Origin of the sequence: Microbacterium sp. ZW T5_56, from assembly GCF_044987425.1 — a bacterium.
Taxonomy (GTDB): domain Bacteria; phylum Actinomycetota; class Actinomycetes; order Actinomycetales; family Microbacteriaceae; genus Microbacterium.
This window is the reverse complement of record NZ_JBJDRI010000034.1, coordinates 1-22,270: the sequence shown is the minus strand read 5'-3', so window position 1 is coordinate 22,270 and position 22,270 is coordinate 1. Positions and strand designations below refer to the sequence as shown.

The window sequence follows — 22,270 nt, the reverse complement described above, 5'->3', positions numbered from 1 at the left end:
AACGCGATACGAGCACACTAATTCGAACGTCGGACATTGGCGTCCGACGAGGGATCTGGCTGTGAGTAACCGTCAGGAATATACGGCGCGCTCGAAGGCATCCAGCCCCCGCGCGGCGGCATCATCGAACCAGGGCAGCAGCTGCGCGCTCCAGACGGCGGCGATGCCGCTGCTTCGATCGACCCAGAAATGCACGTTGGCCAGTCCCGCCCACGACAGCGAGCCGGCCCGGCGCCGACCGGGAAGGTCCTCCTCCAAGCGCAGCAGCGATATCGCCCAGGACTTCGCCCTGCCGGGAAAGAGATCCACGGGCCGGGTGAGCGCCGGGATCGCGGAGGCGAACGGGTGGACGGTCACGCCCGGTGCCGCCTGTGTGGCCCAGGCGAGTGTCTCCGGGCGCAGGACGCGTCCTCCCGGGGCGGCACCGTTGCCGAGCCAGAGTCGCAAGAAGGCCAGATAGTCGGCGACCGTGCCGAACAGCCCCTGTCCGCCCATGTCCACCTCCGGCGTCTCCGGCGGGAGTGCAGAAGAGGGGCGCAGCGAGCCGTCGCTTCGCCGACGATGCACCGGCACGAGTCGCGCGACGCGCTCGGGTGGCATGTCGAAAGACGTGTCGGTCATTCCGCAGGGCTCGAAGATCCGCGTGCGCAGGACATCCTCCAGTCGCTGCTCACGCACGGCGGCGATCACCAGACCGAGCCAGTCCATCGACATGCCATACGTCCACCGCTCGCCGGGATCATGTAGCAGAGGTTGGAAGAGCGAGTCGCGCAGTGGGGTGGCGGTGCGGGGCCGAGAGCGAGCCAGGAGCGCGAGACGCTCATCGAACATGTCGTATCCGAATCCCGACGTGTGCAGCAGCAGATCGCGCACGGTGATCGGGGTGCGGGGCGGACGTGTGTGTGGCGTTGCGTCCTCGTCGATGCTCTCCAGGACGCCGACGCGTTCGATCTCGGGGAGGATCTGCGTCACCGGGGTGTCCAGCTCGAACAGTCCGTCTTCGATGCACTGCAGAGCGGCTGTGGCCGTCACCTGCTTGGTCGCCGAGTACAGCGCGATGATCCCGTCGACATCGAGGGGCTCGGCATCATCCGCGCTGCGCCGTCCCCGTGCGACCAGATGCTGAATGCCGTCCACGCCCGTCACTCCCGCGATGATCCCCGGAATGCCGTCGTCCACCGCATCCTGGACTGCCCTGTCCACAGCTCCTGCACGCATGAGCCGAGCTTATGTCGGTGTCGGTGGTGTGCGGCAGGATCGGAGGATGCGATTCGAGTTCGACGGCTCACTGTGGCGCTGGGAGGCGCGCACAGAAGACTGGTACTTCATCACGGTTCCCGCCGAGCTCGGCGGCGACATCGCTGAGATGCCTCGGATGAGACGAGGGTTCGGCGCCGTCAAGGTCGAGGCGGTCATCGGCGGCACGCGATGGCGCACCTCGATCTTCCCGCAACAGGAGGTTCCCGGCGTCGGGCAGGAATATGTGCTCCCCGTCAAGAAGGCGGTGCGCCTGGCCGAAAAGCTGGAGCCGGGGACGGAGATCCGCGTGGTGATCGAGCTCGTCCAGCTGTGATCTGAGCGCTTCGTCTGAAGATCCTGGGAGCGTTTGCAAGTTCATGAGAAAAGTCTCATACTCGGAGGAGCACTCGTTCTCCTGCGCTGCGAGAGTCGCCACCCGAATGGCGATAGCAGGAGTGACGGTCAGGCCGAGATCGTTCCTCCCGGCTTCGCCCGTCCGATGCCGACCCCCTCGGCTCCGGACGGGCGATTTTCTTGTCCACAGGCGGCATCACGGGTGTGCAAGGCCGCCTATCCTCCCGAGATGGCTGGAACCCAGAAGCGCACACGACCGCGGCCCATCGTCGTCATCAGCACGGTGTTGTTCAGCGTCGGGGCGCTCCTCGTCGCCGTCGACGCCACCTTCCGAGACCGGCTGCCGCTTCCGGGATCCCCTTTGGTGAGCGTCGCCGCGCTCCTCGTCTTCGCGTCCGCCGGCGCAGCTTTCACCGTCATCGACATCACCGAGCACCGCCTCCCCAACACCCTCATGCTCCCGAGCTTCGCAGCGCTGTCGGCGTGCGTGCTGATCGGCTGGCTCGAGGACGGCACCGGTGCTGCTGCGCTGCGGGCAGGAGTCGGAGCGCTCGTCTCGTTCCTCGCCTTTCTGGTGCTCGCGGTCCTGCACCCCGGCGGAATGGGAGGGGGAGACGTGAAGCTGGCGGGTCTCCTGGGTGGCCTCACGGCATGGGCATCGTGGCCGTCGCTTGCGATCTGCTTCGCCGCCGCCTTCCTCAGCGCCGGCGTGTTCGCGCTCGCAGGCCTGTCACTCGGCCGGCTGCGAACAAGCCAGGCCGTCCCCTTCGGTCCGTTCCTCGTCCTCGGCGGATGGTGCGGACTGCTGCTGTCCTGACCAGGCGCCTCGCGGACGGAGGTGTGCGCCACATCGTCGACGCCCGCGCCAACATCAGCCGTCGTGACGAGCCCACTCCCGGCAAGGACGGCACCACGGTGCGCGAGCCGGGGGAGTGATCACCGAGCGATGTCCGAGGCCGGGAGTACCATGTGCCCATGGCAATTGCACGACTTTCCGGTGGCCCCCTCGACGGCCAGCTGCTGCCCCTTGACGACTCCAACCAGGATGAGCTGATCCTGCCCTACACGGAAGGACAGGTGATCTACCGCCGCGCTGGCGCGCTGGAGAACACGGGATCCACGGACGGTGCCACCACGGCGGAGTTCCATTTCGTCGAAGACACCGAGCCGATCAACCCCTCCGACGACTGACGTGGCTGGCCCGCACCGCAGTATCGAGATCGAGATCACCTTCGACGCGGACGTCTCGACGCCGCTTCCGGATTGGAGCGCGCTGCCGGGCGTGCGTCACGTGGTGGGTCCCGAGGTGCGACCGCTGGATGCGCTGTACCTCGACACGGCTTCCGGAACGCTGGCGCGGGCCGGCGTCGCCATCCGTCGCCGGACGGGAGGGCCCGATGAGGGCTGGCACCTGAAGGGGCCGATCGTCGACGGCGGGCGGGTGGAGCTGCACTGGCCCATCACTGTGGGCATCGACATTCCCGACACGGTGCGCCAGGCGGCCGCGGAGTGGACCGACGAACCGCTCGTTCCCCTGGCGCGCATCCGCAACGAACGGCACGCGTTCGAACTGCGCGATGCTGAGGGCGGCGTCATCGCCGAGATGGTGGATGACCACGTCGAAGCGGAGGATCTGCGATCGGGCGAGGCGCGCGCGTGGCGCGAGTGGGAGGTCGAGCTCGGATCGGCCGCCCCCGGAGATCGCGGCGCGAGAGACGACTTCTTCGCCGCCGCCACCCTGCTCGCTCATGAAGCAGGCGCGAGACCCGCGTCCTCCGCATCGAAGCTCGCCCGCGCGCTCGGGCACTGACCACACGACGTAGAGGGGGAGCAGGCACGATGCGCGCAGAAGATCTCTACGAGGTGGCTGCCAGTCGGGCGGAGGAACTTCCTGGCACCGAGATGACCCATCCTTTCGGGCCGGAGTGGGACGTCTACAAGGTGCGCGGCAAGGTCTTCATGCTGCACACCGAATACGGCGGCGACGTGCGTCTGACTCTGAAGTCGGCTCCGGAGGATGCGCGTGCCCTGCGGGAGTCCTACTCCGACATCACTGCGGGCTATCACATGAACAAGAAGCACTGGATCACGGTGTACGCCGGTGGGGACATCGACGCGGACCTCGTCCGCGAGCTGGTCACCGAGTCCTACCTGCTCGTGCTTGAGGGCATACCCCGGCGTGATCGACCCGTTGATCCTGCGACCTTCGCGCACCGCTCCGAGATCTGAAGTCGGGCGGTAGCAAGAGAATGACCCCCGAGACAGCGCCTCGAGGGTCATTCTCTCTGTCGATCAGAAGTTGATCATGTGGCCGGTGAGGCCGTGGAAGGTCTCCTGCAGGGCCTCCGACAGCGTCGGGTGCGTGTGCACATTACGCGCGAGCTCCCAGGCGGTCAGATCCCACTTCTGTGCGAGCGTGAGCTCGGGGAGAAGCTCGGACACGTCCGGGCCGATCATGTGCGCACCGAGCAGTTCCAGGTGCTCGGCGTCGGCGATGACCTTGACGAAACCGACCGGCTCGCCCAGGCCGTGAGCCTTGCCGTTTGCCATGAACGGGAAGGTCGCGACCTTGATCTCGTGACCCGCGTCCTTCGCCTGCTGCTCGGTGAGGCCGAACGAGGCCACCTGCGGCTGGCAGAACGTGGCGCGCGGCATCATGCGGTAGTCGCCCAGGGCCATGGTCTCGGCCTTGCCGATGGTCTCGGCGGCGACGACGCCCTGCGCCTCCGCCACGTGCGCCAGCTGGAGCTTGGCGGTCACGTCACCGATGGCGTAGATGTGCGGCACGTTCGTGCGCATGAAGTCATCGATGTCGATGGCGCCGCGCTCGGTGAGGGCCACACCGGTGTTCTCCAGGCCGTACCCGGTGACGTTCGGGGCGAAGCCGACCGACATGAGCACCTTCGACGCGTCGATGGAACCGGCCTGGCCGTCCTTGCCGGTGTAGGTCACCGTGACGTTGCCGCCGTTGTCGGTGATCGTCTCGACCTTGGTGGAGGTGAGGATGTCGATCCCGTAGTTGCGGTACTGCTTCTGGATCTCCTTGGAGACGTCGGCGTCCTCATTGGGGAGGGCACGATCGAGGAACTCGATGATGGTGACCTTGGCGCCGAAGTTGGAGAGCACGTAGGCGAACTCCATGCCGATGGCACCGGCGCCCACGATGACGATGGAGTCGGGGACGTCGCGGGTGAGGATCTGCTTCTCGTACGTGACGACGTTCTCGCTGAGCTGCACGCCCGGAAGCAGGCGCACGGTGGAGCCGGTGGCGATGATCACGTTGTCGAACGTGACCGTCTCCTCGCCGCCCTTGCTGAGCGCGACCGAGATGCTGTTGGCGTCGACGAAGGTGCCGCGGCCGTCGTACTCGGTGACCTTGTTCTTCTTCATCAGGTAGTGGATGCCCTTGACGCGGCCATCGGCCACATCACGCGAGCGATCCCAGGCCACGCCGTAGTCCATCGAGATGTTCTCGCCCGAGATGCCGAAGAAGTCGAGCTTGTGAGCCAGCGTGTGGGCGAGCTCGGCGTTCTTCAGAAGCGACTTCGACGGGATGCACCCGACGTTGAGGCAGACGCCTCCCCAGTACTTCTCTTCGATGATCGCGGTGGACAGTCCGAGCTGAGCGCTTCGCACGGCCGCGACATATCCGCCGGGGCCCGCGCCGAGGATGACGACGTCATAGTGAGGCATGCATCCAGCCTAGCGCTCCATACGGCCGAACCACGTCCCGTGTGGACCGGTCACGGCTTTACGTACACTGTGTACGTAAAGCCGTTCCAGATGGGGGAGTTCCGCATGCCTCGTGCCACACGAGACGCCGCCGAGCGCACCCGGATGGCGCTGCTGGTGTCCGCGACCGCACTGTTCGCCGAGCGCGGCTTTCATTCCGTCTCCGTCGTCGATGTGGCGGGATCGGCTGGTGTCAGCAGGGGAGCGGTCTATCACAACTGGGCGGACAAGACAGCGCTGTTCGCCGAGGTGGTGGAGCACGCCCACGCGGACGCTGCGGAACGGGCCGCGGTCGCCACCGCCGATATCAACGACCCGATCGAGGTGCTTCTGCACGGGGCGCTGGCTTATGTCGCCGCGTGTGCGGATGACCGTCACCGGCGCATCCTGCTCGTCGACGGGCCTGCGGTGATCGATCGTGCGCGATGGGTTGCGCTCGAGCGCGAATACGCCGCGTCGTTGCTCACGGATGCACTCGATCGTGCAGAGGTCGACCCGACAAGACGCGCCGCGGTGTCGTTGCTCCTCGCCGGAGCGGTACAGCGAGCGGTGGTGGGTGTCGCGGAGGGCATGCCGCTTGGGGCGCTGCGCGCTCCATTGCGAGCGATGATCGAGGCGGCCGTGCGCGGCTGAGCCCAGACTCGCCAGGCGCCTATGAGATCTCTCAGATCGCGCCATCGGAATTGCCTGTCGCAAAGGTGATTCAGATAGGCTGGTCAGACGAAGGAGGACGAGCGTGTCTGCAGATGAGAACGGCCTGAGCCAGGTCCACCGCGAAGGTGACCGGTACGACCGGGGATCGGACAACACCCAGACTTTCGGGGGTCACGATTCCGACCTCTCGTTCGTGCCCTTCGGAGCCGAGCTCTCGGAGGCCGAGATCGATGCCATCGGCGCGCTGCCGTCCGGTTCCGCGATCCTGTTGGTTCGCTCCGGCCCCACCGCGGGAGCGCGCTATCTCGTGGATGGTGACGTCACCACGATCGGTCGTCACCCCGAGGCGGATATCTTCTTCGACGATGTGACCGTGTCGCGTCGTCATGCCGAGATCGTCCGCGATGGCCGCGCGTTCGAGATGATCGATCAGCGCTCGCTCAATGGCACGTACCTCAACGGCGAACGTGCCGACCGCGGTGCGCTGACCAACGGTGCCGAGGTTCGCATCGGCAAGTTCCGCCTCAACTTCTTCGCCTCGCCCGCCGATCTCGGAACCGAAGCCTGATGGCCGCCGCCGCCGACTCGCGGGCGGCCTCCGGTTCTCTTCTCGGCATCGGGCAGGTGCTGCGGAGGCTGTCGCCGGAGTTCCCGGCGCTCACCAGCTCGAAGCTGCGATTCCTCGAGGTGCAGGGCATCGTCACGCCGGCGCGCACGCCGAAGGGGTATCGGAAGTTCTCGCCCGCCGACGTGCAGCGCCTCACGCTCGCGCTCACGCTGCAGCGTGACCATTACCTTCCCCTCCAGGTGATTCGCGACTATCTCGATGACATCGATGCCGGGCGCGAGCCCGCCATCCCGGTCCCGATCACCATCCACTCCACAGCCCGGCGCTACAACCGCACCGAACTGCTGGTGGCGAGCGGATCGGGTGCGCAGCTTCTCAATGACGCCATCAGCACTGGTCTGCTCCCTGCGGGGGACTCCTATGGCGAACAGGCCCTGACGATGCTCCGCGCTCTGGTGGCGCTGGACCAGCACGGCATCGAGCCGCGTCATGTGCGCGGCCTTCGGCAGGCGGCCGAGCGCGAGGTGGCGCTCATCGAATCCGCTCTCACTCCGCTCCTTCGCCGCACCGATGCGCCGTCGCGTGCGCGAGCAGATGAGGTTGCCCCGGAGCTCGCGGCGCGCTTGGATGAGGTGCGACAGATCTTCGTGAAGTCCGCCCTGGAGCGGATGCTCTCGTCCTGAGAGCGACACGCCGAATCGCTCACGCGAATGTCTCCGTGAGCGCACGACTCCTGCTCTAACTTTGGAGTAGAAGTTGAAAGTTTCTAACTGGAGGTGCGGCCACATGGTCGATGAGGGCGACGAGGCGCAGTTCTCCGCTGAGCTGCTCTTCACCGACGGCATGCCGGAGCTCGGTAACGAGGTGGGCTACCGCGGTGCACAGGCCGCCCGTGCCGCAGGCATCACCTACCGTCAGCTGGACTACTGGGCTCGTACCGAGCTCGTCGAATCCACCGTGCGTGGTGCGTCCGGCTCGGGCTCGCAGCGGCTCTACGGTTTCCGTGACATCCTGGTGCTCAAGCTGGTGAAGCGACTGCTGGACACGGGCATCTCGCTGCAGCAGATCCGTACCGCTGTCGAGCAGCTGCGTGCGCAGGGCATCCGCGACCTCGCAGGCATCACGCTGATGAGCGATGGCGCCTCGGTTTATCTCTGCACCTCGAACGATGAGGTCATCGATCTGGTCAGCAGGGGTCAGGGCGTGTTCGGTATCGCCGTGGGCAAGGTGCTGCGCGAGGTGGAGTCCACGCTCGTGCAGTTCGATGCGACCACTCCGGACCCCGTGGATGAGCTCGCCGCTCGTCGCGCACGACGCACCGCCTGAGCGAACGGCTCACTGAGCGATGCCCGGTCTCCATCACGTCGAGATCTGGGTCGCGGATACCGGTGATGGCCTGGATGACTGGCGCTGGTTGTTGACGGAGCTGGGCTGGTCGCGGACGACGACCTGGCCCGAAGGCGAGACGTGGTCCGCCGAGGGCGTGTACCTGACGTTCACCGGTTCGCCGAACCTCCGTGATGAGCCGTACGATCGGCGACGCCCCGGGCTCAACCATCTCGCGTTCGTCGGCGGCACGCGCGAGGACGTGGACCGGATCACGAGGGACGCCACCAGTCACGGCTGGAGCCCGCTGTACCACGATCGCTACCCGCACGCGGGTGGGCCGGATCACTATGCCGGGTGGCTGGAGAACGCGAATGGCTTCAAAGCGGAGGTCGTCGCAGCGACGAAGGGGTGAAGACATGGAACTGACCGCCGAGATCCTCATGCAGGGACCCCGCGGACGCCGCCTGTGTCTGGAGCTCGCCGCGCAGGACGACGCCGTGATGAACGCCCTGTTCTGGGCAGGACACACACACGACCCGAATCCCGGCACGATCATCCGCATGCGAAAAGGAGAGCAGGAACCTGATCCGGTGTTCTCCGTGGACGACGTCGGGCGACTGATCTCGGCGGCGTCGGTGCGCGTTGATGTCGCGGCGATCAGCGGCGCGCTCCGCGACAGCGTGGACAGCGCCCGCTATTGGCAGGATCCCGACGGCCGCGATGTCATCGCAGCGCAGGATCCCGTGATCGCAGCGCTTCGACCGATAGCGGAAGCGGTCGCCGAGGCCGCCGGCATCGAATGGTGGACGTCGGCCCCGGCACACCACTGGATCGTCGATTACGCCGCACCGCAGGGCATCGAGGATCTCGCCGCTCTGAATCCCGCCATCGATGTCAGCAAGGTGCGGGAGAAGATTCGTGACTTGCATCGCGGTGTCGTCAAAGAGGAAGCAGCGGCCAAGCGCGAGCGTCCCGCCGACCCCACTCACCCGATAAGTGGTTCCTGGTGGTCGCTGGCCGGCTGGCACCACCACACCGTCAGTCGGCTGCCGGACGCCCTCGCCCTGATGGAGGACTCCTACGGTCCGAGAACCGCGCGCACGTTCGCCGTGCGCGGGGGACCGCGTGTGCTGGAGATCCGGACACCGGAGGACTGGACAGGCCTCTGTCGGAGATTCTCCGTCGATGTCTCCGCGTCACGCCGTCATGAGTGGTTCCGCACGACGGGGCGCGTCGGCGACTGGGCATTGCCGGACTGGGACGCGGTGGCCGAAGAATGGGACGGTGTTCACCTCACGGTTGCCGCCTATCTGGCCGGGGCAGGTCGTGCGCTGGCGGTGGACGAGGATCGAGCGTCAGTGATCGCGGGATGGGATCCCGACACGACCTATTGGTTCACGAACAGCCTGGTGCTCGACGACGAACTGCCCCAGCACTGGATTCTCGACGATGACGATCGCTGGCGGCAGACGATCCAGAACGCCCCCGACCGTGCGCGTGACGAAATGTGACGGTGACGGTTCCATCACGATTGCGTCAGCGCACTCGCGTGAAGAGGATGTGATCCTGACGCCGCCCGGCGATCTCAAGGTACGCGGGGGAGAGTCCGATCCGCTGGAATCCGTTCTTCTCCAGCACGCGCTGGGAGCGGATGTTGTCGACGAGGGTGGCGGCGTCGACGCGGTGCAGATCGAGCACGTCGAACGCGTAAGCCACGGATGCCGCGACGGCCGCCGTGGCGAGTCCCTGTCCGTTGTGGTCCTGATCCACCCAGTATCCGAGTGAGGCTGATTGAGCCACACCGCGCTGAATCGAACTCAGCGTGATTCGACCCGCCACCTGGCCGTTCGCATCCAAGATCACAAACGGAACCGCGTCGCTCTGATCGAGCGACGCGGCGATCGAGACGCGCTGACGGCGCACCGTGGCCCAGTCCGCCGCACGCGATGGCTCAAACGGAGCCAGGAAATCGGCATTGGAAAAGACGAGATCGGCGAGCGTTTCCGCGTCGCCGACCTCGATGAGTCGAATGACTGCTCCGCTCACGCGGAGGGGGTGGCCTCGTCGCCGGGAGTCGCGATGCGACCCGAGCGCATGATCCGGTCCAGCAGTGCATCGAAGTCCGCGGCAAGCTCCTGAGCGGAGTCACCGGGCCAGATGTGCAGGGGCTTCGCCGCACCCTGCGCCTGCTGCAGCGACGTGCGCTCCGGCAGCTGGGGTGAGAGCACGAGCGGGCCGAACATGTCGCGCAGCTCCTTGATGCGGAACTGGTGCTCGATCGACTGCGGACGAACGCGGTTGACGACGATTCCCAGCGGCTGCAGTCGAGGGGAGAGGCCGCGACGGATCTCCTCGATGGCGCGCAGAGCACGGTCGGCGGCGGCCACGGAGAACAGACCCGGCTCGGTCACGACGATCACCCGGTCAGACGCCGCCCACGCGGTGCGTGTGAGGGCGTTCAGCGATGGCGCGCAGTCGATGAGGACCAGGTCGTAGTCCGCCTCGATCGTGGCCAGCGCCTCTTCGAGCTTCCACACGTCACGCACGCTTGGGTGTGGACCATCGAAGTTGATCGCCGAAGGGCTGCCGATGAGGACGTCAATAGTCCCCGGGTGAACCTTCGCCCAACCCGAGGAGGTGATGGCCTGGCGGACTGTCTTCTCCTTCGGATTGGCGAGGACGTCGGCGATGTTCAACCGCCCGGCCACCTGGATGTCCATCCCCGTAGAGACGTCGGATTGCGGGTCGAGGTCCACGACGAGTGTGCGGATGCCGCGCGCGAATGCCGCGGAGGCAAGTCCGAGAGTCACTGTCGTCTTGCCGACTCCGCCTTTCAATGAGCTGACGCTGAGTACGTGCACAATCAACCACGTTACCGTCCCGTAGGGTGGAAGGGCTATTCCCCCACACGTCTCACAGAAGACAGAGGTGTCATGTTCTCGAAGATCCTCGTAGCCAACCGTGGTGAGATCGCCATCCGCGCATTCCGCGCCGCTTATGAAGTCGGTGCCCGCACCGTCGCCGTGTTCCCGTATGAAGATCGCTTCTCCCTGCACCGTCTGAAGGCGGATGAGGCGTACCAGATCGGTGATGTCGGCCACCCCGTGCGCGCCTACTTGGATGTCGATGAGATCATCCGCGTCGCCCTCGAATCCGGCGCCGACGCCATCTACCCGGGCTACGGCTTCCTCTCGGAGAACCCCGACCTTGCGGCGAAGGCCGCAGCCAACGGCATCACCTTCATCGGCCCGCCCTCGTCCGTGCTGGAGATGGCAGGCAACAAGGTGACCGCCAAGGAGCACGCCATCGCGGCCGGCGTGCCGGTCCTGCGCTCCACGAGCGCGTCCGATGACGTGGACGCGCTCGTTGCACAGGCCGAGGAGATCGGCTTCCCGCTGTTCGCCAAGGCGGTCGCCGGTGGTGGCGGTCGCGGCATGCGCCGCGTGGAGACCCAGGAGGAGCTGGCCCCGGCACTGGCCGAGGCCATGCGCGAAGCGGACTCCGCCTTCGGTGACCCGCGCATGTTCCTCGAGCAGGCCGTGCTGCGCCCGCGCCACGTCGAGGTTCAGATCCTCGCCGACTCGCAGGGTGGCACCGTGCACCTGTTCGAGCGTGACTGCTCGGTGCAGCGTCGTCACCAGAAGGTGATCGAGATCGCTCCCGCGCCGAACCTCGCGCAGGAGATCAAGGACGACCTGCACCGCTACGCGGTCGCCTTCGCCGAGTCCATCGGCTACCAGAACGCCGGAACCGTCGAGTTCCTCCTCGAGACCGCGGGTCCGCGCACGGGTGAGGTCGTCTTCATCGAGATGAACCCGCGCATCCAGGTGGAGCACACCGTCACGGAGGAGGTCACCGATGTCGACCTCGTCCAGACACAGATGAAGATCGCCTCGGGAGCCACCCTCGCCGAGCTCGGTCTGCAGCAGGAGAACATCCACCTGCGCGGTGCCGCTCTGCAGTGCCGCATCACCACCGAGGACCCGACGCAGGGCTTCCGTCCCGACACCGGCAAGATCACCACCTACCGTTCGCCCGGTGGTGCCGGCATCCGCCTCGACGGTGGCACCACGGCCGCCGGTTCGCAGATCAGCCCGCACTTCGACTCGATGCTCGCCAAGCTCACCTGCCGCGGTCGCGATTTCGAGGCCGCTGTCTCGCGCGCGCGCCGGGCCCTGGCGGAGTTCCGCATCCGTGGTGTGTCCACGAACATCCCGTTCCTGCAGGCCGTGCTGGATGACGCCGACTTCGTCCACGGCGACGTGTCGACCTCCTTCATCGACGAGCGCCCCCAGCTGCTGCGCGGTCGCGAGTCCAAGGACCGCGGTACCAGGGTCCTCAACTGGCTCGTCGACACGACGGTGAACAAGCCCCATGGCGAGAACCCGCTGTCGGTGAACCCGGTCGTCAAACTGCCGAAGATCAACCTGGCGCAGCCCGCTCCGGCCGGATCGCGTCAGCGCCTCCAGGAGCTGGGCCCGGAAGGATTCGCGAAGGAGCTGCGCGCGCAGACCGCGCTCGCCGTCACCGACACGACCTTCCGCGACGCGCACCAGTCGCTGCTCGCGACTCGCGTGCGCACCAAGGACCTGCTGGCCGTCGCGCCCTACGAGGCACGCATGCTGCCGCAGCTGCTGTCGGTGGAGGCCTGGGGCGGTGCGACCTACGACGTTGCACTGCGCTTCCTGGGCGAGGACCCGTGGGAGCGTCTGGCGAAGTTGCGTGAGGCGCTGCCGAACGTCGCCATCCAGATGTTGCTGCGTGGTCGTAACACGGTCGGATACACGCCGTACCCGACCGAGGTGACCGACGCGTTCATCCGGGAGGCGGCGGCTACCGGCGTCGACATCTTCCGCATCTTCGATGCGCTGAACGACGTCGAGCAGATGCGTCCGGCCATCGAGTCGGTCGTCGCCACGGGCACCGCGGTGGCCGAGGCCGCCCTGTGCTACACCGGAGATCTGCTGAACCCGAACGAGGATCTGTACACCCTCGAGTACTACCTGAACCTCGCCGACCAAATGATCGCCGCGGGCGCTCACATCATCGGCATCAAGGACATGGCAGGACTCCTGCGTCCCGCGGCAGCGGCGAAGCTGGTCTCCGCACTGCGCGAGCGCTTCGACGTCCCGGTGCACGTGCACACGCACGACACCGCCGGCGGCCAGCTCGCCACCCTCATGGCGGCGGCGCAGGCCGGTGCGGATGCCGTCGACGTGGCCTCCGCACCGATGTCGGGCACCACCAGCCAGCCGTCGATGTCCGCGCTCGTCGCGGCCCTCGCTCACACCGAGCGTGACACCGGGATCGACCTGCAGGCAGCCTCGGATCTGGAGCCCTACTGGGAAGCGGTGCGCCACATGTACGCGCCGTTCGAGTCGGGCCTGCCCGGCCCCACCGGTCGCGTGTACCACCACGAGATCCCCGGCGGTCAGCTCTCCAACCTGCGTCAGCAGGCGATCGCGCTGGGCCTGGCCGATGACTTCGAGCTCATCGAGAACATGTACGCGGCCGCCAACGAGATCCTGGGCCGTGTGCCCAAGGTGACGCCGTCCTCGAAGGTGGTGGGCGACCTCGCCCTGCACCTCGCCGCGGTCAAGGCGGATCCCGCGGACTTCGCCGCGAACCCGGAGAAGTACGACGTTCCGGATTCGGTGGTCGGCTTCATGGCAGGCGAGCTGGGAGATCTCCCCGGCGGTTGGCCTGAGCCCTTCCGCACCAAGGTGCTGGCGGGGCGCGATGTGAAGATCGGCATCACGCCGATCACCGCGGAGCAGGAGGCGGCGCTGAACGGTGACTCGGCCACGCGCCGTGCGATGCTCAACGCCCTGCTGTTCCCGGCACCCACCCGCATCTTCGAGGAGACCCGCGAGGTCTACGGTGACCTGTCCGTGCTGGACACCGCCGACTACCTCTACGGCCTGGTGCCCGGTGCCGAGCACGTGGTGGAGATCGATCGCGGCGTCCGCCTGTACTTCGGTCTTGAGGCCATCGGTGAGGCCGATGCCAAGGGTATGCGCACGGTGATGACGACGCTCAACGGCCAGCTGCGCCCGGTGTTCGTGCGTGACCGCAGCATCGAGGTTGCGGCGCGCTCGGCGGAGAAGGCCGACACATCCAAGCCCGGTCAGGTGGCGGCTCCGTTCTCCGGTGTCGTGACCATCAAGACGGCCGTGGGCGACACCATCGAGGCTGGTGCTCCGGTCGCATCGATCGAGGCGATGAAGATGGAAGCGGCGATCACCTCGCCGGTTTCCGGAGTCATCGAGCGCATCGCGATCTCGAGCACGCAGCAGGTGGAGGCAGGCGATCTTTTGGTCGTCGTCCGGCCCGCCCAGTAACCTGGGTGGGCGGGACAGCCTCGCCAGCAGTACGGAAGTGATGTTTCAGTGACGTCTGATCCCAGTATCAACGTGCCCTCCGACGAGCCGGAGAACGGCGTTCTCGCCGAGACCGGCGCCATCGACACCTCGGACCTCGGTCTGCTCTCCACGAACACGGCGCACGTGAACGTGATTCTGCCGACCGAGGAGGACGAGGACGATGACGACGTCGTGGATGACGACGACATCTCGATCCTCTTCGACTCACTGCTGAGCGGTGACACGGTCACCGCTCAGCAGGAGGATGCCGCCCCGGTCGTCATTGACACGGACGACCTCAGTGAGGCGGAGGACGTCGAGGAGAGTGTCGTCGAGGCCGAGGCCGAGGCCGAGGCCGAGGTCGAGCCCGAGACGGCACCCGAGCCCGAGCCCGAGACGACGCCCGGGTCCGAGCCGATGTCCGAGCAGAGCGATGACGAGATCGACGTCGTTGAGGCCGAGATCATCGAAGACGAAGACGAAGACGACCTTGTTGTCCCTGCCGCCCTCGATGTCTCGGAGGTCCGTGCTGAGGAGCCTGAAGACGAGTCTGACGCTGCGGAGTCCGACGACGAGTCTGTCGCTGATTCGGACGTTGAGTCTGTCGCTGATGAGCTGGACGATGAGTCTGAGGCCGATGAGCTGGACGATGAGTCCGACGCTGATGAGCTGGATGACGAGTCCGCCGCCGACCAGTTCGAGCGCGAAGACTCCGAGGACGCGTCCGCTGCTGATGCTGCTGACGCCGTCGACCATGGAGTCGAATCGGGCCCGGATGAGTCTGAGGCGGAGTCTGTCGACACATCTGCGGATGACGAACCCGACGACGACGTCCATGGCGATGAGTCCGAGGCGGAAGCTGCTGGCGTGAACTCTGCCGATGAGGCTTCCGACGTCGAAGCTGGCGAAGAACCCGACAGCGGCGAAGAACCCGACAGCGGTGAGTCCGAGGAGGACACGGAGGCTGACGAAGATTCCGCGTCGAGCGAAGACGCGGCTGAGATCGACTCCCCGATCCTCGACGAGCACGTCGATGCATCAATCGCTGCGGCCGCTGCCCCCGCCGCCCCATCGTCCGACACCACGGGGCCCGCGGTGACGAGCGAGGCCCCTTCCGAGCCCGCGCCGGTGGCTCCCGCCGCCGCTGCACCCGCCGCCCAGACTGATTCGGCACCCGCTCCGCGGGCAGCCGTCGAGGAGCATCCCGTGTCCGAGAACCGCGACATCCACGACCTGGAGCGCGTGACAGTTCGCACCGGTGCCGTCGAGACGACGCCCGCGCCGCGCCGACTGGGCGAGGTCGGTGAGGGCGCGTCCCGCGAGACGCCGGACCTGCTCACCGCTGATCGCCTGCTCGACCCGCATCGCAAGCCGAAGCCCGAGCCCGAGGGCGCCTGGCAGCACTTCGTGTACTCGATCTCCGGCAAGCGCATCAACCTCGGCGATGGCAAGCGCGCGCGCGAGCGCAAGGCGCTCACCGCGCGCATCGCCGCACCGATCACGGGTGGTTCGCGCTTCGTCCCGGTGCTCTCCCGCAAGGGCGGCGTCGGCAAGACCACCGTCACCACGCTGATCGGCATGGCACTCGCCGACGCCCGCGACGACCGCGTGGTGGCTGTGGACGCGAACCCCGATCGCGGGACGCTCGCTGAGCGCATCTCGCGCTCCAGCACCCAGACGGTCCGAGATCTGGTGCGCGTGCGCGACGAGATTCGTGGCTACAACGATCTCTCCGGCATCGTGTCGCGGGACGAGACGCGCCTGGACGTGCTCGCCAGCGACAGCGATCCCCGTGTGTCGGAGGCCTTCAGCGACATCGACTACCGTCACGTCGCCGACGTCGCGAGCCGGTACTACTCCATCGTCCTCACCGACACCGGAACCGGCATCGTTCACTCCGTGATGGGCGCGACCCTGGACCTGGCGGACCAGCTCGTGATCGTGGCCGGGCTCAGTGTCGACGAGGCTCGTGCCGCATCCGAGACGCTCACCTGGCTGGAGACCAACGGCTTCTCCGACATCGCCCGCGGTGCCATCGTCGTGCTCAACCAGACCTCCGCCGGCGCGCCCGTCGTGCGGATGAACGAGGTCGAGGAGCACTTCCGCACGCGCGTGAGCGAGGTCGTGCGCATTCCGTACGACCCGATGATCGCCTCCGGCAGCGCGATCACGTTCCGTGACCTGCAGCCGGAGACCCGTATCGCCGCGCGCGAGCTGGCGGCACTGGTGGTCAATGGCCTGCGCGGAACGAGCGCCTGAGATGGCGGTTCGTCCGATCCGCCTCTTCGGCGACCCCGTTCTTCGGCAGCCGAGCGAGCCGATCACCGAGATCGATGACGGCGTGCGCTCGCTGGTGGAGGACCTTCTCGACTCGGTGCGCGAACCCGGCCGTGCCGGAGTCGCCGCCCCGCAGATCGGCGTGAACCTGCGCGCCTTCTCCTACAACGTGGACGGCGAGGTCGGCTACGTGCTGAACCCCGTCATCGTCGAGGTGCAGGGCGAGCCCGTGCCCACGGGCGAGGGGTGCCTGTCGGTCCCCGGGCTCTGGCATCCGGCGCTGCGCCACCCGTACGCGCGGGTGGAGGGCATCGACCTGGACGGCGAGCGTGTCGTGCTCGAAGGGACCGGCCTCATGGCGCAGGCGCTGCAGCACGAGACCGACCACCTTGATGGCATGCTCTACCTCTCGCGTCTCGCCCCCGAGGATCGCAAGATCGCGATGCGCGAGGTGCGTGAGAGCGACTGGTTCTGATCGTTCACAGAGAACATACGAGTGGCCCGGAGGATAACCCTCCGGGCCACTCGTATGCGAACTGATCAGCCGGCGACCGAGACGTTCGTGGTCTGTGCTCCGGGAGCGGTGTAGAGTTCCTCGACGTCGGTCGCGAAGTCCGACATGATCACGTTGCGCTTGATCGACAGCTTCGGGGTGAGGTGGCCGCTGGCCTCCGTCCACTCCGTGGGCAGGATCGTGAACTTGCGAATCGACTCGGCGCGCGAGACGTTCTTGTTCGCGCGATCAACGGCGGTCTGCACCTCCGCGATGACACGCTCGTTCTTCGCCGCGTCCGTGATGGACATGTCCTTCGGCAGGCCGTTGTTGGCGAGCCAGGTGGGCAGCATCTCCGGGTCGAGGGTGACGAGAGCGCCGATGAACGGACGCTGATCGCCGACGACGACAACCTGTCCCACGACCGGGTTTGCGCGGATGACGTCCTCGAGCGGCGCGGGGGAGACGTTCTTGCCTCCGGCCGTCACGAGGATCTCCTTCTTGCGGCCCGTGATCGTGAGGAAGCCCTCCGTGTCGAACGAGCCGATGTCGCCGGTCTTGAACCAGCCGTCGTCAAAAGCCGCCGCCGTCGCCTCGGGGTTGTTCCAGTACTCCTTGAACACGTTGATGCCGCGGACCTGGATCTCGTCGTCCTGGCCCAGACGGATTCCGACGCCCGGAAGCGCGGGACCGACGGTACCGATCTTCGACTTCGTCGCCTGGTTCACCGTGGCCGGAGCTGTGGTCTCGGTGAGTCCGTAGCCCTCCAGGATGTGGATGCCGAGACTGTGGAAGAAGTGGCCGAGGCGCGCACCGAGGGGTGCCGATCCGGAGACGGCGTACTTCACGTTGCCGCCCATGGCCTCGCGCAGCTTCGCGTACACGAGCCTGTCGAACAGCGCGAAGCGCAGCTTCAGTCCGAACGGGATCTTCTTGCCCTCACCCAGCAGGGTCGAGTGCTCGATCGCGGCGGCCGCCGCGGCGCGGAAGATCTTGCCCTTGCCGCCGGTCTCCGCCTTCTGCTCGGCCGAGTTGTACACCTTCTCGAACACACGTGGGACGGCGAGGAGGAAGGTCGGCTTGAAGGAGCCGAGCGTGGGCACCAGGTTGCGGGTGTCGGGCTCGTGACCGGTACGGACGCCGGCGTGGATGTCGAGGATGGAGATGAAGCGGGCGAAGACGTGCGCGGTGGTGATGAACAGCACCGTGGAGGCGCCCGGCATGTGCACGACCTCGTCGAGCGAGCGTGCCGAGTTGCGTGCGAGCTCCACGAAGTTGCTGTGTGTGAGTACGCAGCCCTTCGGGCGGCCGGTGGATCCGGAGGTGTAGATGAGCGTGGCGATGTCGTCACCGTTCGCGATGGTGCGACGACGCTCGATCTCCTCATCGGTGACACCCGTGCCGCCGGCGACGAGGGTGTCGAGCGCGCCGAGGTGCATCTGCCAGACGGTGCGGATGTTCGGCAGCTCCGAGGCCACCTCGTCGAAGCGTGCGAAGTGATCGCCGCTCTCTGCAATGAGGGCGACGGCGCCGGAGTCTTCCATGTACCACTGGATCTGGGCGGGGGAGCTGGTCTCGTAGATCGGCACCATCACCGCGCCCGTGTAGAAGAGGGCGAAGTCGACGAGAGTCCACTGGTAGGTGGTGCGGGCGATGAAGCCCACCTTGTCGCCGGGCTCGAGGCCCGCGGCGACGAAGCCCTTCGCGAGGGCGATGACCTGTTCACGGAACTGCGCGGCGGTGATGTCTCGCCACCGGCCCTGTTCGGGAACGGAGAACAGTGCGCGATCGGGTGTGGCCGCGACACGCTGTTCGAGCAGGTCGGTGATGTTGTCCTGCGGGGCGGCGGGAACGATCGCTGGGACTTCGAATGCAACCACGGCAGCTCCTTCGATACCGGACGGGTGGATACGACGCGGGTGTCGTATCTCCACTCTAGGGCACGGGTTCTGCCTGACCTGGAACCCAGTGCCAATAGTTGCGAAACCGGGTTCCGCGCGCTGCTCTTCGGCGTCATCACGGCGGCTGCGCTCGGTAGACTTCATGATCGTGCGCACGCGGGTGCGCGCGGGAAGGACCACGAACGCGTGCTCACCATCGGCATCGACATCGGCGGAACCAAGATCGCGGGCGGCGTGGTCACCGAAGACGGTGAACTGCTCTCGCCGCGACGTACCCCCACCCCGGCGAACTCTGCAGGCATCGAGGATGCCGTGGCGGCGATGGTGGGAGATCTGCGCACCGAGCACGAAGTGGGCGCGGTCGGGGTCGCGGCTGCCGGCTTCATCGATCGTGGTCGCGCGGTGGTCACCTACGCCGCGAACCTCGCGTGGCGCAATGAGCCGCTGAAGGAGCGCCTGGAGAGGCGGCTCGATCTGCCCGTCGTCGTCGAGAACGACGCGAACGCCGCTGGATGGGCGGAGTATCGCTTCGGTGCGGGGCGCGGCATCAAAGACCTCATGATGCTGACCATCGGCACCGGCATCGGCGGCGCGGTCATCGTGAACGGCGAACTGTTCCGCGGCGGCTTCGGCGCTGCCGCCGAGCTCGGCCACATGCGCTTCCAGCGTGACGGCCTCATGTGCGGCTGCGGTCAGCGCGGCTGCGTCGAGCAGTACGCCTCCGGGCGCGCGCTGCAGCGCGTCGCCGGTGAACTGGCCGACGCCGGCGGCATCGGCGGAGGACTCGCCGCAGCCCGCGCCGCGGAAGGATCTCTCGAGGGCGCGACCATCTCGCGCCTGGTGCTGGAGGGCGACCCGGGAGCCCTCGAGGCGCTGCGCGCCGTGTCGGCGGCGCTGGGTGAGGCCTGCGGCACGTTCTCGGCCGCATTCGATCCCGCCGTGTTCGTCATCGGCGGCGGCGTGTCGCAGCTCGGCGAAGTTCTTCTCGCTCCCATGCGCGAGGCCTATCATCAGTATCTGCCGGCGCACGGCAACCGCCCGGGTGGGGACTTCACCATCGCCCAGCTGGTCAATGACGCCGGTGTGATCGGCGTCGCCGATCTCGCCAGGGAGGGCAGCGAGTGATCTATTGGTTCCTGAAGTACGTGGTCATCGGGCCTGTGGTCAAGGCCGTGTTCCGGCCCTGGATCACCGGTCGACGAAACGTCCCGGCCTCAGGAGCCGCCATCCTCGCGAGCAATCACCTCTCGTTCGCCGACTCGATCTTCCTGCCGCTGATGCTGGACAGGCCCGTCACCTTCCTCGCCAAGAGCGACTACTTCACCGGCAAGGGCATCAGGGGCTGGCTCACCAAGCTGTTCTTCATCGGAACCGGGCAGCTGCCGATCGATCGCTCCGGGGGAAAGGCCTCTGAGGCGTCATTGAACACCGGGCTGCAGGTGCTGGGTCGCGGTGACCTGCTGGGGATCTACCCGGAGGGCACCCGCAGCCCCGACGGCCGCCTGTACCGTGGGCGCACCGGAATCGCCCGCATGGCGCTGGAGGCGCGTGTTCCCGTCATCCCGGTGGTGATGGTCGACACGGACACCATGATGCCCATCGGACGGCGCATGCCGCGCATCATGCGGGTGGGCGTGGTGATCGGAGAGCCGCTGGATTTCTCGCGATTCGAGGGCATGGAATCGGACCGGTACATCCTGCGCAGCATCACCGACGAGATCATGGTGGCCATCCAGCAACTGGGCGAGCAGACCTATGAAGACGTCTATGCGTCGACCGTGAAGGACCGCCTGAAGCCCGCCTCCTGAGCGGCGATCGATGCCGGGCGTCACGGTGGTCTGAGGCCCCTCGCGGGAACGATACGATCGAGGGATGTCCCTTGCAGATCTGGATTCGTGGCGCTCGCTTCCCATCAAGCAGCAGCCGGAGTGGCCCGACGCAGATGCCGTCGCCGCCGCTTCCACGCAGCTTGCCTCGTTCCCCCCGCTCGTGTTTGCGGGCGAGGTCGACGACCTGAAGTATCGCCTCGGTCGCGCCGCCGCCGGTGAGGCCTTCCTGTTGCAGGGTGGCGACTGCGCCGAGACCTTCGCCGGTGCCAACGCCGAGAACATCAAGAACCGCATCAAGACCATCCTGCAGATGGCCGTCGTGCTGACGTACGGCGCCTCCATGCCCGTCATCAAGATGGGCCGTATGGCCGGACAGTTCGCCAAGCCGCGCTCCAGCAACGTGGAGACCCGTGGCGATGTCACGCTGCCCGCCTACCGTGGCGACATCGTCAACGGCTACGACTTCACCGAGGGCTCTCGCACCGCCGATCCGCAGCGCCTGCTGCAGGGTTACCACATGGCGGCGTCCACGCTGAACCTGATCCGCGCGTTCACCCAGGGTGGCTTCGCCGACCTGCGCGAGGTGCACGGCTGGAACCAGGGCTTCTCCAAGAACCCGGCCAACGCGCGCTACGAGGGTCTGGCCAACGAGATCGATCGGGCGATCAAGTTCATGGAGGCGGCGGGCGCCGACTTCGACGAGCTGCGTCGGGTGGACTTCTACACGGGCCACGAGGGCCTGCTAATGGACTACGAGGCGCCGCTCACGCGTATCGACTCCCGCACCGGTACGCCGTACAATACCTCGGGTCACTTCCTGTGGATCGGCGAGCGCACGCGTGAGCTGGACGGCGCGCACGTCGACTACTTCTCGAAGATCCGCAACCCGATCGGGGTGAAGCTCGGCCCCACCACCACGCCGGAGACGGCGCTGGCGCTGATCGACAAGCTCGACCCCGAGCGCGAGCCGGGCCGCCTGACGTTCATCACACGCATGGGTGCGGGCAAGATCCGCGACGCGCTGCCGCCGCTGCTGGAGGCCGTGAAGGACTCCGGTGCGACGCCGCTGTGGGTCACCGACCCGATGCACGGCAACGGCATCACCACGCCCACCGGATACAAGACGCGTCGCTTCGACGACGTCGTGGACGAGGTTCGCGGCTTCTTCGAGGTGCACCGCGCCGTCGGCACCCACCCGGGTGGCATCCACGTCGAGCTCACCGGCGACGACGTCACCGAGTGCCTGGGTGGTTCCGAGATGATCGACGAGGCCACGCTGGCCACGCGTTACGAGTCGCTCTGCGACCCGCGTCTGAACCACATGCAGTCCCTGGAGCTCGCGTTCCTCGTCGCCGAGCAGCTCGAGACGCGCTGAGACCCATCGAGAAGAGGGGGTGCGGACAGGTGAACTGCTCCCTGGAAGTTGGACTGATGAATTCAGTTCTGACATTCAGGGAGCAGTTTCATGCATCCACGCAGTTCGCTTTCCGATGACCAGCGTGCCACGGCGGTAGCGTTGTTTGAGGCCGGTT

22 protein-coding genes are annotated in these 22,270 nt (G+C 66.8%); 17 read left to right on the top strand and 5 right to left on the bottom strand.

Translation table 11 applies throughout. From position 1 onward, the window contains the following. Positions 1–72: 72 nt before the first annotated feature. On the bottom strand, positions 73–1,218 hold the full coding sequence (locus tag ACI3KU_RS15135) for a serine hydrolase domain-containing protein (RefSeq protein WP_404923140.1): 1,146 nt from the start codon (positions 1,216–1,218) through the stop codon (positions 73–75). Between the two features lie 46 nt (positions 1,219–1,264). On the opposite strand from ACI3KU_RS15135, the gene ACI3KU_RS15130 reads away from it, so the two are divergent. From ACI3KU_RS15130 to ACI3KU_RS15110, 5 genes are all read left to right on the top strand, one after another. Continuing rightward, a complete protein-coding gene (locus ACI3KU_RS15130) occupies positions 1,265–1,573 on the top strand; it encodes a DUF1905 domain-containing protein (protein WP_404923139.1) in 309 nt (102 codons plus the stop codon). 249 nt (positions 1,574–1,822) lie between these two features. Then, the gene (locus tag ACI3KU_RS15125; protein ID WP_404923138.1) at positions 1,823–2,410 is read left to right on the top strand and encodes a prepilin peptidase; all 588 of its coding nucleotides are present in this window, start codon (positions 1,823–1,825) and stop codon (positions 2,408–2,410) included. 158 nt (positions 2,411–2,568) lie between these two features. After that, complete coding sequence (locus tag ACI3KU_RS15120; RefSeq protein ID WP_404923137.1) at positions 2,569–2,784, top strand: response regulator; 216 nt, start codon at positions 2,569–2,571, stop codon at positions 2,782–2,784. 1 nt (position 2,785) lies between these two features. Then, positions 2,786–3,403, top strand: coding sequence for a CYTH domain-containing protein (locus tag ACI3KU_RS15115; protein ID WP_404923136.1), 618 nt, complete (start codon positions 2,786–2,788; stop codon positions 3,401–3,403). 29 nt (positions 3,404–3,432) lie between these two features. Then, entirely contained in the window at positions 3,433–3,822 is a 390-nt protein-coding gene (locus ACI3KU_RS15110; protein ID WP_404923135.1) for an MmcQ/YjbR family DNA-binding protein, read from the top strand. A gap of 63 nt (positions 3,823–3,885) precedes the next feature. Here the strand turns inward: ACI3KU_RS15110 and lpdA are convergent, their stop codons facing one another. Then, positions 3,886–5,286 carry a dihydrolipoyl dehydrogenase gene (lpdA, locus tag ACI3KU_RS15105; RefSeq protein WP_404923134.1) on the bottom strand — a complete coding sequence of 467 codons (1,401 nt, stop codon included), beginning with the start codon at positions 5,284–5,286 and terminating at the stop codon, positions 3,886–3,888. A gap of 105 nt (positions 5,287–5,391) precedes the next feature. Here lpdA and ACI3KU_RS15100 point away from each other — a divergent pair, with 105 nt between their 5' ends. The 6 genes from ACI3KU_RS15100 to ACI3KU_RS15075 all read left to right on the top strand — a co-directional run bounded on the left by ACI3KU_RS15100 (position 5,392) and on the right by ACI3KU_RS15075 (position 9,387). Continuing rightward, positions 5,392–5,958, top strand: a complete 567-nt coding sequence (locus tag ACI3KU_RS15100; protein ID WP_404923133.1) for a TetR family transcriptional regulator — start codon at positions 5,392–5,394, stop codon at positions 5,956–5,958. Between the two features lie 103 nt (positions 5,959–6,061). Beyond that, positions 6,062–6,547 carry an FHA domain-containing protein gene (locus ACI3KU_RS15095; protein WP_404923132.1) on the top strand — a complete coding sequence of 162 codons (486 nt, stop codon included), beginning with the start codon at positions 6,062–6,064 and terminating at the stop codon, positions 6,545–6,547. Next, positions 6,547–7,230 (top strand): MerR family transcriptional regulator, encoded by a 684-nt coding sequence (locus ACI3KU_RS15090; protein ID WP_404923130.1) that lies wholly within the window; start codon positions 6,547–6,549, stop codon positions 7,228–7,230. The genes ACI3KU_RS15095 and ACI3KU_RS15090 overlap by 1 nt, the downstream gene beginning before the upstream one ends. Positions 7,231–7,333: 103 nt before the next feature. Then, positions 7,334–7,873 carry a MerR family transcriptional regulator gene (locus ACI3KU_RS15085; protein WP_404923129.1) on the top strand — a complete coding sequence of 180 codons (540 nt, stop codon included), beginning with the start codon at positions 7,334–7,336 and terminating at the stop codon, positions 7,871–7,873. A gap of 19 nt (positions 7,874–7,892) precedes the next feature. Then, positions 7,893–8,288: a VOC family protein gene (locus ACI3KU_RS15080; protein ID WP_404923128.1), complete on the top strand. Its 396-nt coding sequence runs from the start codon at positions 7,893–7,895 to the stop codon at positions 8,286–8,288. 4 nt (positions 8,289–8,292) lie between these two features. Next, the gene (locus ACI3KU_RS15075; protein WP_404923127.1) at positions 8,293–9,387 is read left to right on the top strand and encodes a hypothetical protein; all 1,095 of its coding nucleotides are present in this window, start codon (positions 8,293–8,295) and stop codon (positions 9,385–9,387) included. Between the two features lie 25 nt (positions 9,388–9,412). On the opposite strand, the gene ACI3KU_RS15070 is transcribed toward ACI3KU_RS15075, so the two are convergent. Together ACI3KU_RS15070 and ACI3KU_RS15065 are read right to left on the bottom strand one after the other, a co-directional pair. Continuing rightward, entirely contained in the window at positions 9,413–9,922 is a 510-nt protein-coding gene (locus ACI3KU_RS15070) for a GNAT family N-acetyltransferase (RefSeq protein ID WP_404923126.1), read from the bottom strand. Then, positions 9,919–10,737, bottom strand: coding sequence for a ParA family protein (locus tag ACI3KU_RS15065; protein WP_404923125.1), 819 nt, complete (start codon positions 10,735–10,737; stop codon positions 9,919–9,921). The genes ACI3KU_RS15070 and ACI3KU_RS15065 overlap by 4 nt, the downstream gene beginning before the upstream one ends. Before the next feature lie 72 nt (positions 10,738–10,809). Here ACI3KU_RS15065 and ACI3KU_RS15060 point away from each other — a divergent pair, with 72 nt between their 5' ends. Genes ACI3KU_RS15060 through def form a run of 3 tightly spaced genes read left to right on the top strand, consistent with a single transcriptional unit; the run spans position 10,810 to position 16,990 of the window. Beyond that, the gene (locus tag ACI3KU_RS15060; RefSeq protein ID WP_404923124.1) at positions 10,810–14,217 is read left to right on the top strand and encodes a pyruvate carboxylase; all 3,408 of its coding nucleotides are present in this window, start codon (positions 10,810–10,812) and stop codon (positions 14,215–14,217) included. A 48-nt stretch (positions 14,218–14,265) separates the two neighbouring features. Continuing rightward, positions 14,266–16,497 carry an AAA family ATPase gene (locus ACI3KU_RS15055; protein ID WP_404923123.1) on the top strand — a complete coding sequence of 744 codons (2,232 nt, stop codon included), beginning with the start codon at positions 14,266–14,268 and terminating at the stop codon, positions 16,495–16,497. A 1-nt stretch (position 16,498) separates the two neighbouring features. Beyond that, entirely contained in the window at positions 16,499–16,990 is a 492-nt protein-coding gene (def, locus tag ACI3KU_RS15050) for a peptide deformylase (RefSeq protein WP_404923122.1), read from the top strand. 65 nt (positions 16,991–17,055) lie between these two features. On the opposite strand, the gene ACI3KU_RS15045 is transcribed toward def, so the two are convergent. Further along, positions 17,056–18,888, bottom strand: coding sequence for an AMP-dependent synthetase/ligase (locus ACI3KU_RS15045; RefSeq protein ID WP_404923121.1), 1,833 nt, complete (start codon positions 18,886–18,888; stop codon positions 17,056–17,058). 207 nt (positions 18,889–19,095) lie between these two features. Here ACI3KU_RS15045 and ACI3KU_RS15040 point away from each other — a divergent pair, with 207 nt between their 5' ends. The 3 genes from ACI3KU_RS15040 to ACI3KU_RS15030 all read left to right on the top strand — a co-directional run bounded on the left by ACI3KU_RS15040 (position 19,096) and on the right by ACI3KU_RS15030 (position 22,113). Beyond that, positions 19,096–20,034 carry an ROK family glucokinase gene (locus tag ACI3KU_RS15040; RefSeq protein ID WP_404923120.1) on the top strand — a complete coding sequence of 313 codons (939 nt, stop codon included), beginning with the start codon at positions 19,096–19,098 and terminating at the stop codon, positions 20,032–20,034. After that, positions 20,031–20,717 (top strand): lysophospholipid acyltransferase family protein, encoded by a 687-nt coding sequence (locus ACI3KU_RS15035; RefSeq protein ID WP_404923119.1) that lies wholly within the window; start codon positions 20,031–20,033, stop codon positions 20,715–20,717. The genes ACI3KU_RS15040 and ACI3KU_RS15035 overlap by 4 nt, the downstream gene beginning before the upstream one ends. A gap of 64 nt (positions 20,718–20,781) precedes the next feature. After that, positions 20,782–22,113 carry a class II 3-deoxy-7-phosphoheptulonate synthase gene (locus tag ACI3KU_RS15030; protein ID WP_404923118.1) on the top strand — a complete coding sequence of 444 codons (1,332 nt, stop codon included), beginning with the start codon at positions 20,782–20,784 and terminating at the stop codon, positions 22,111–22,113. The last annotated feature ends 157 nt before the right edge of the window (positions 22,114–22,270 follow it).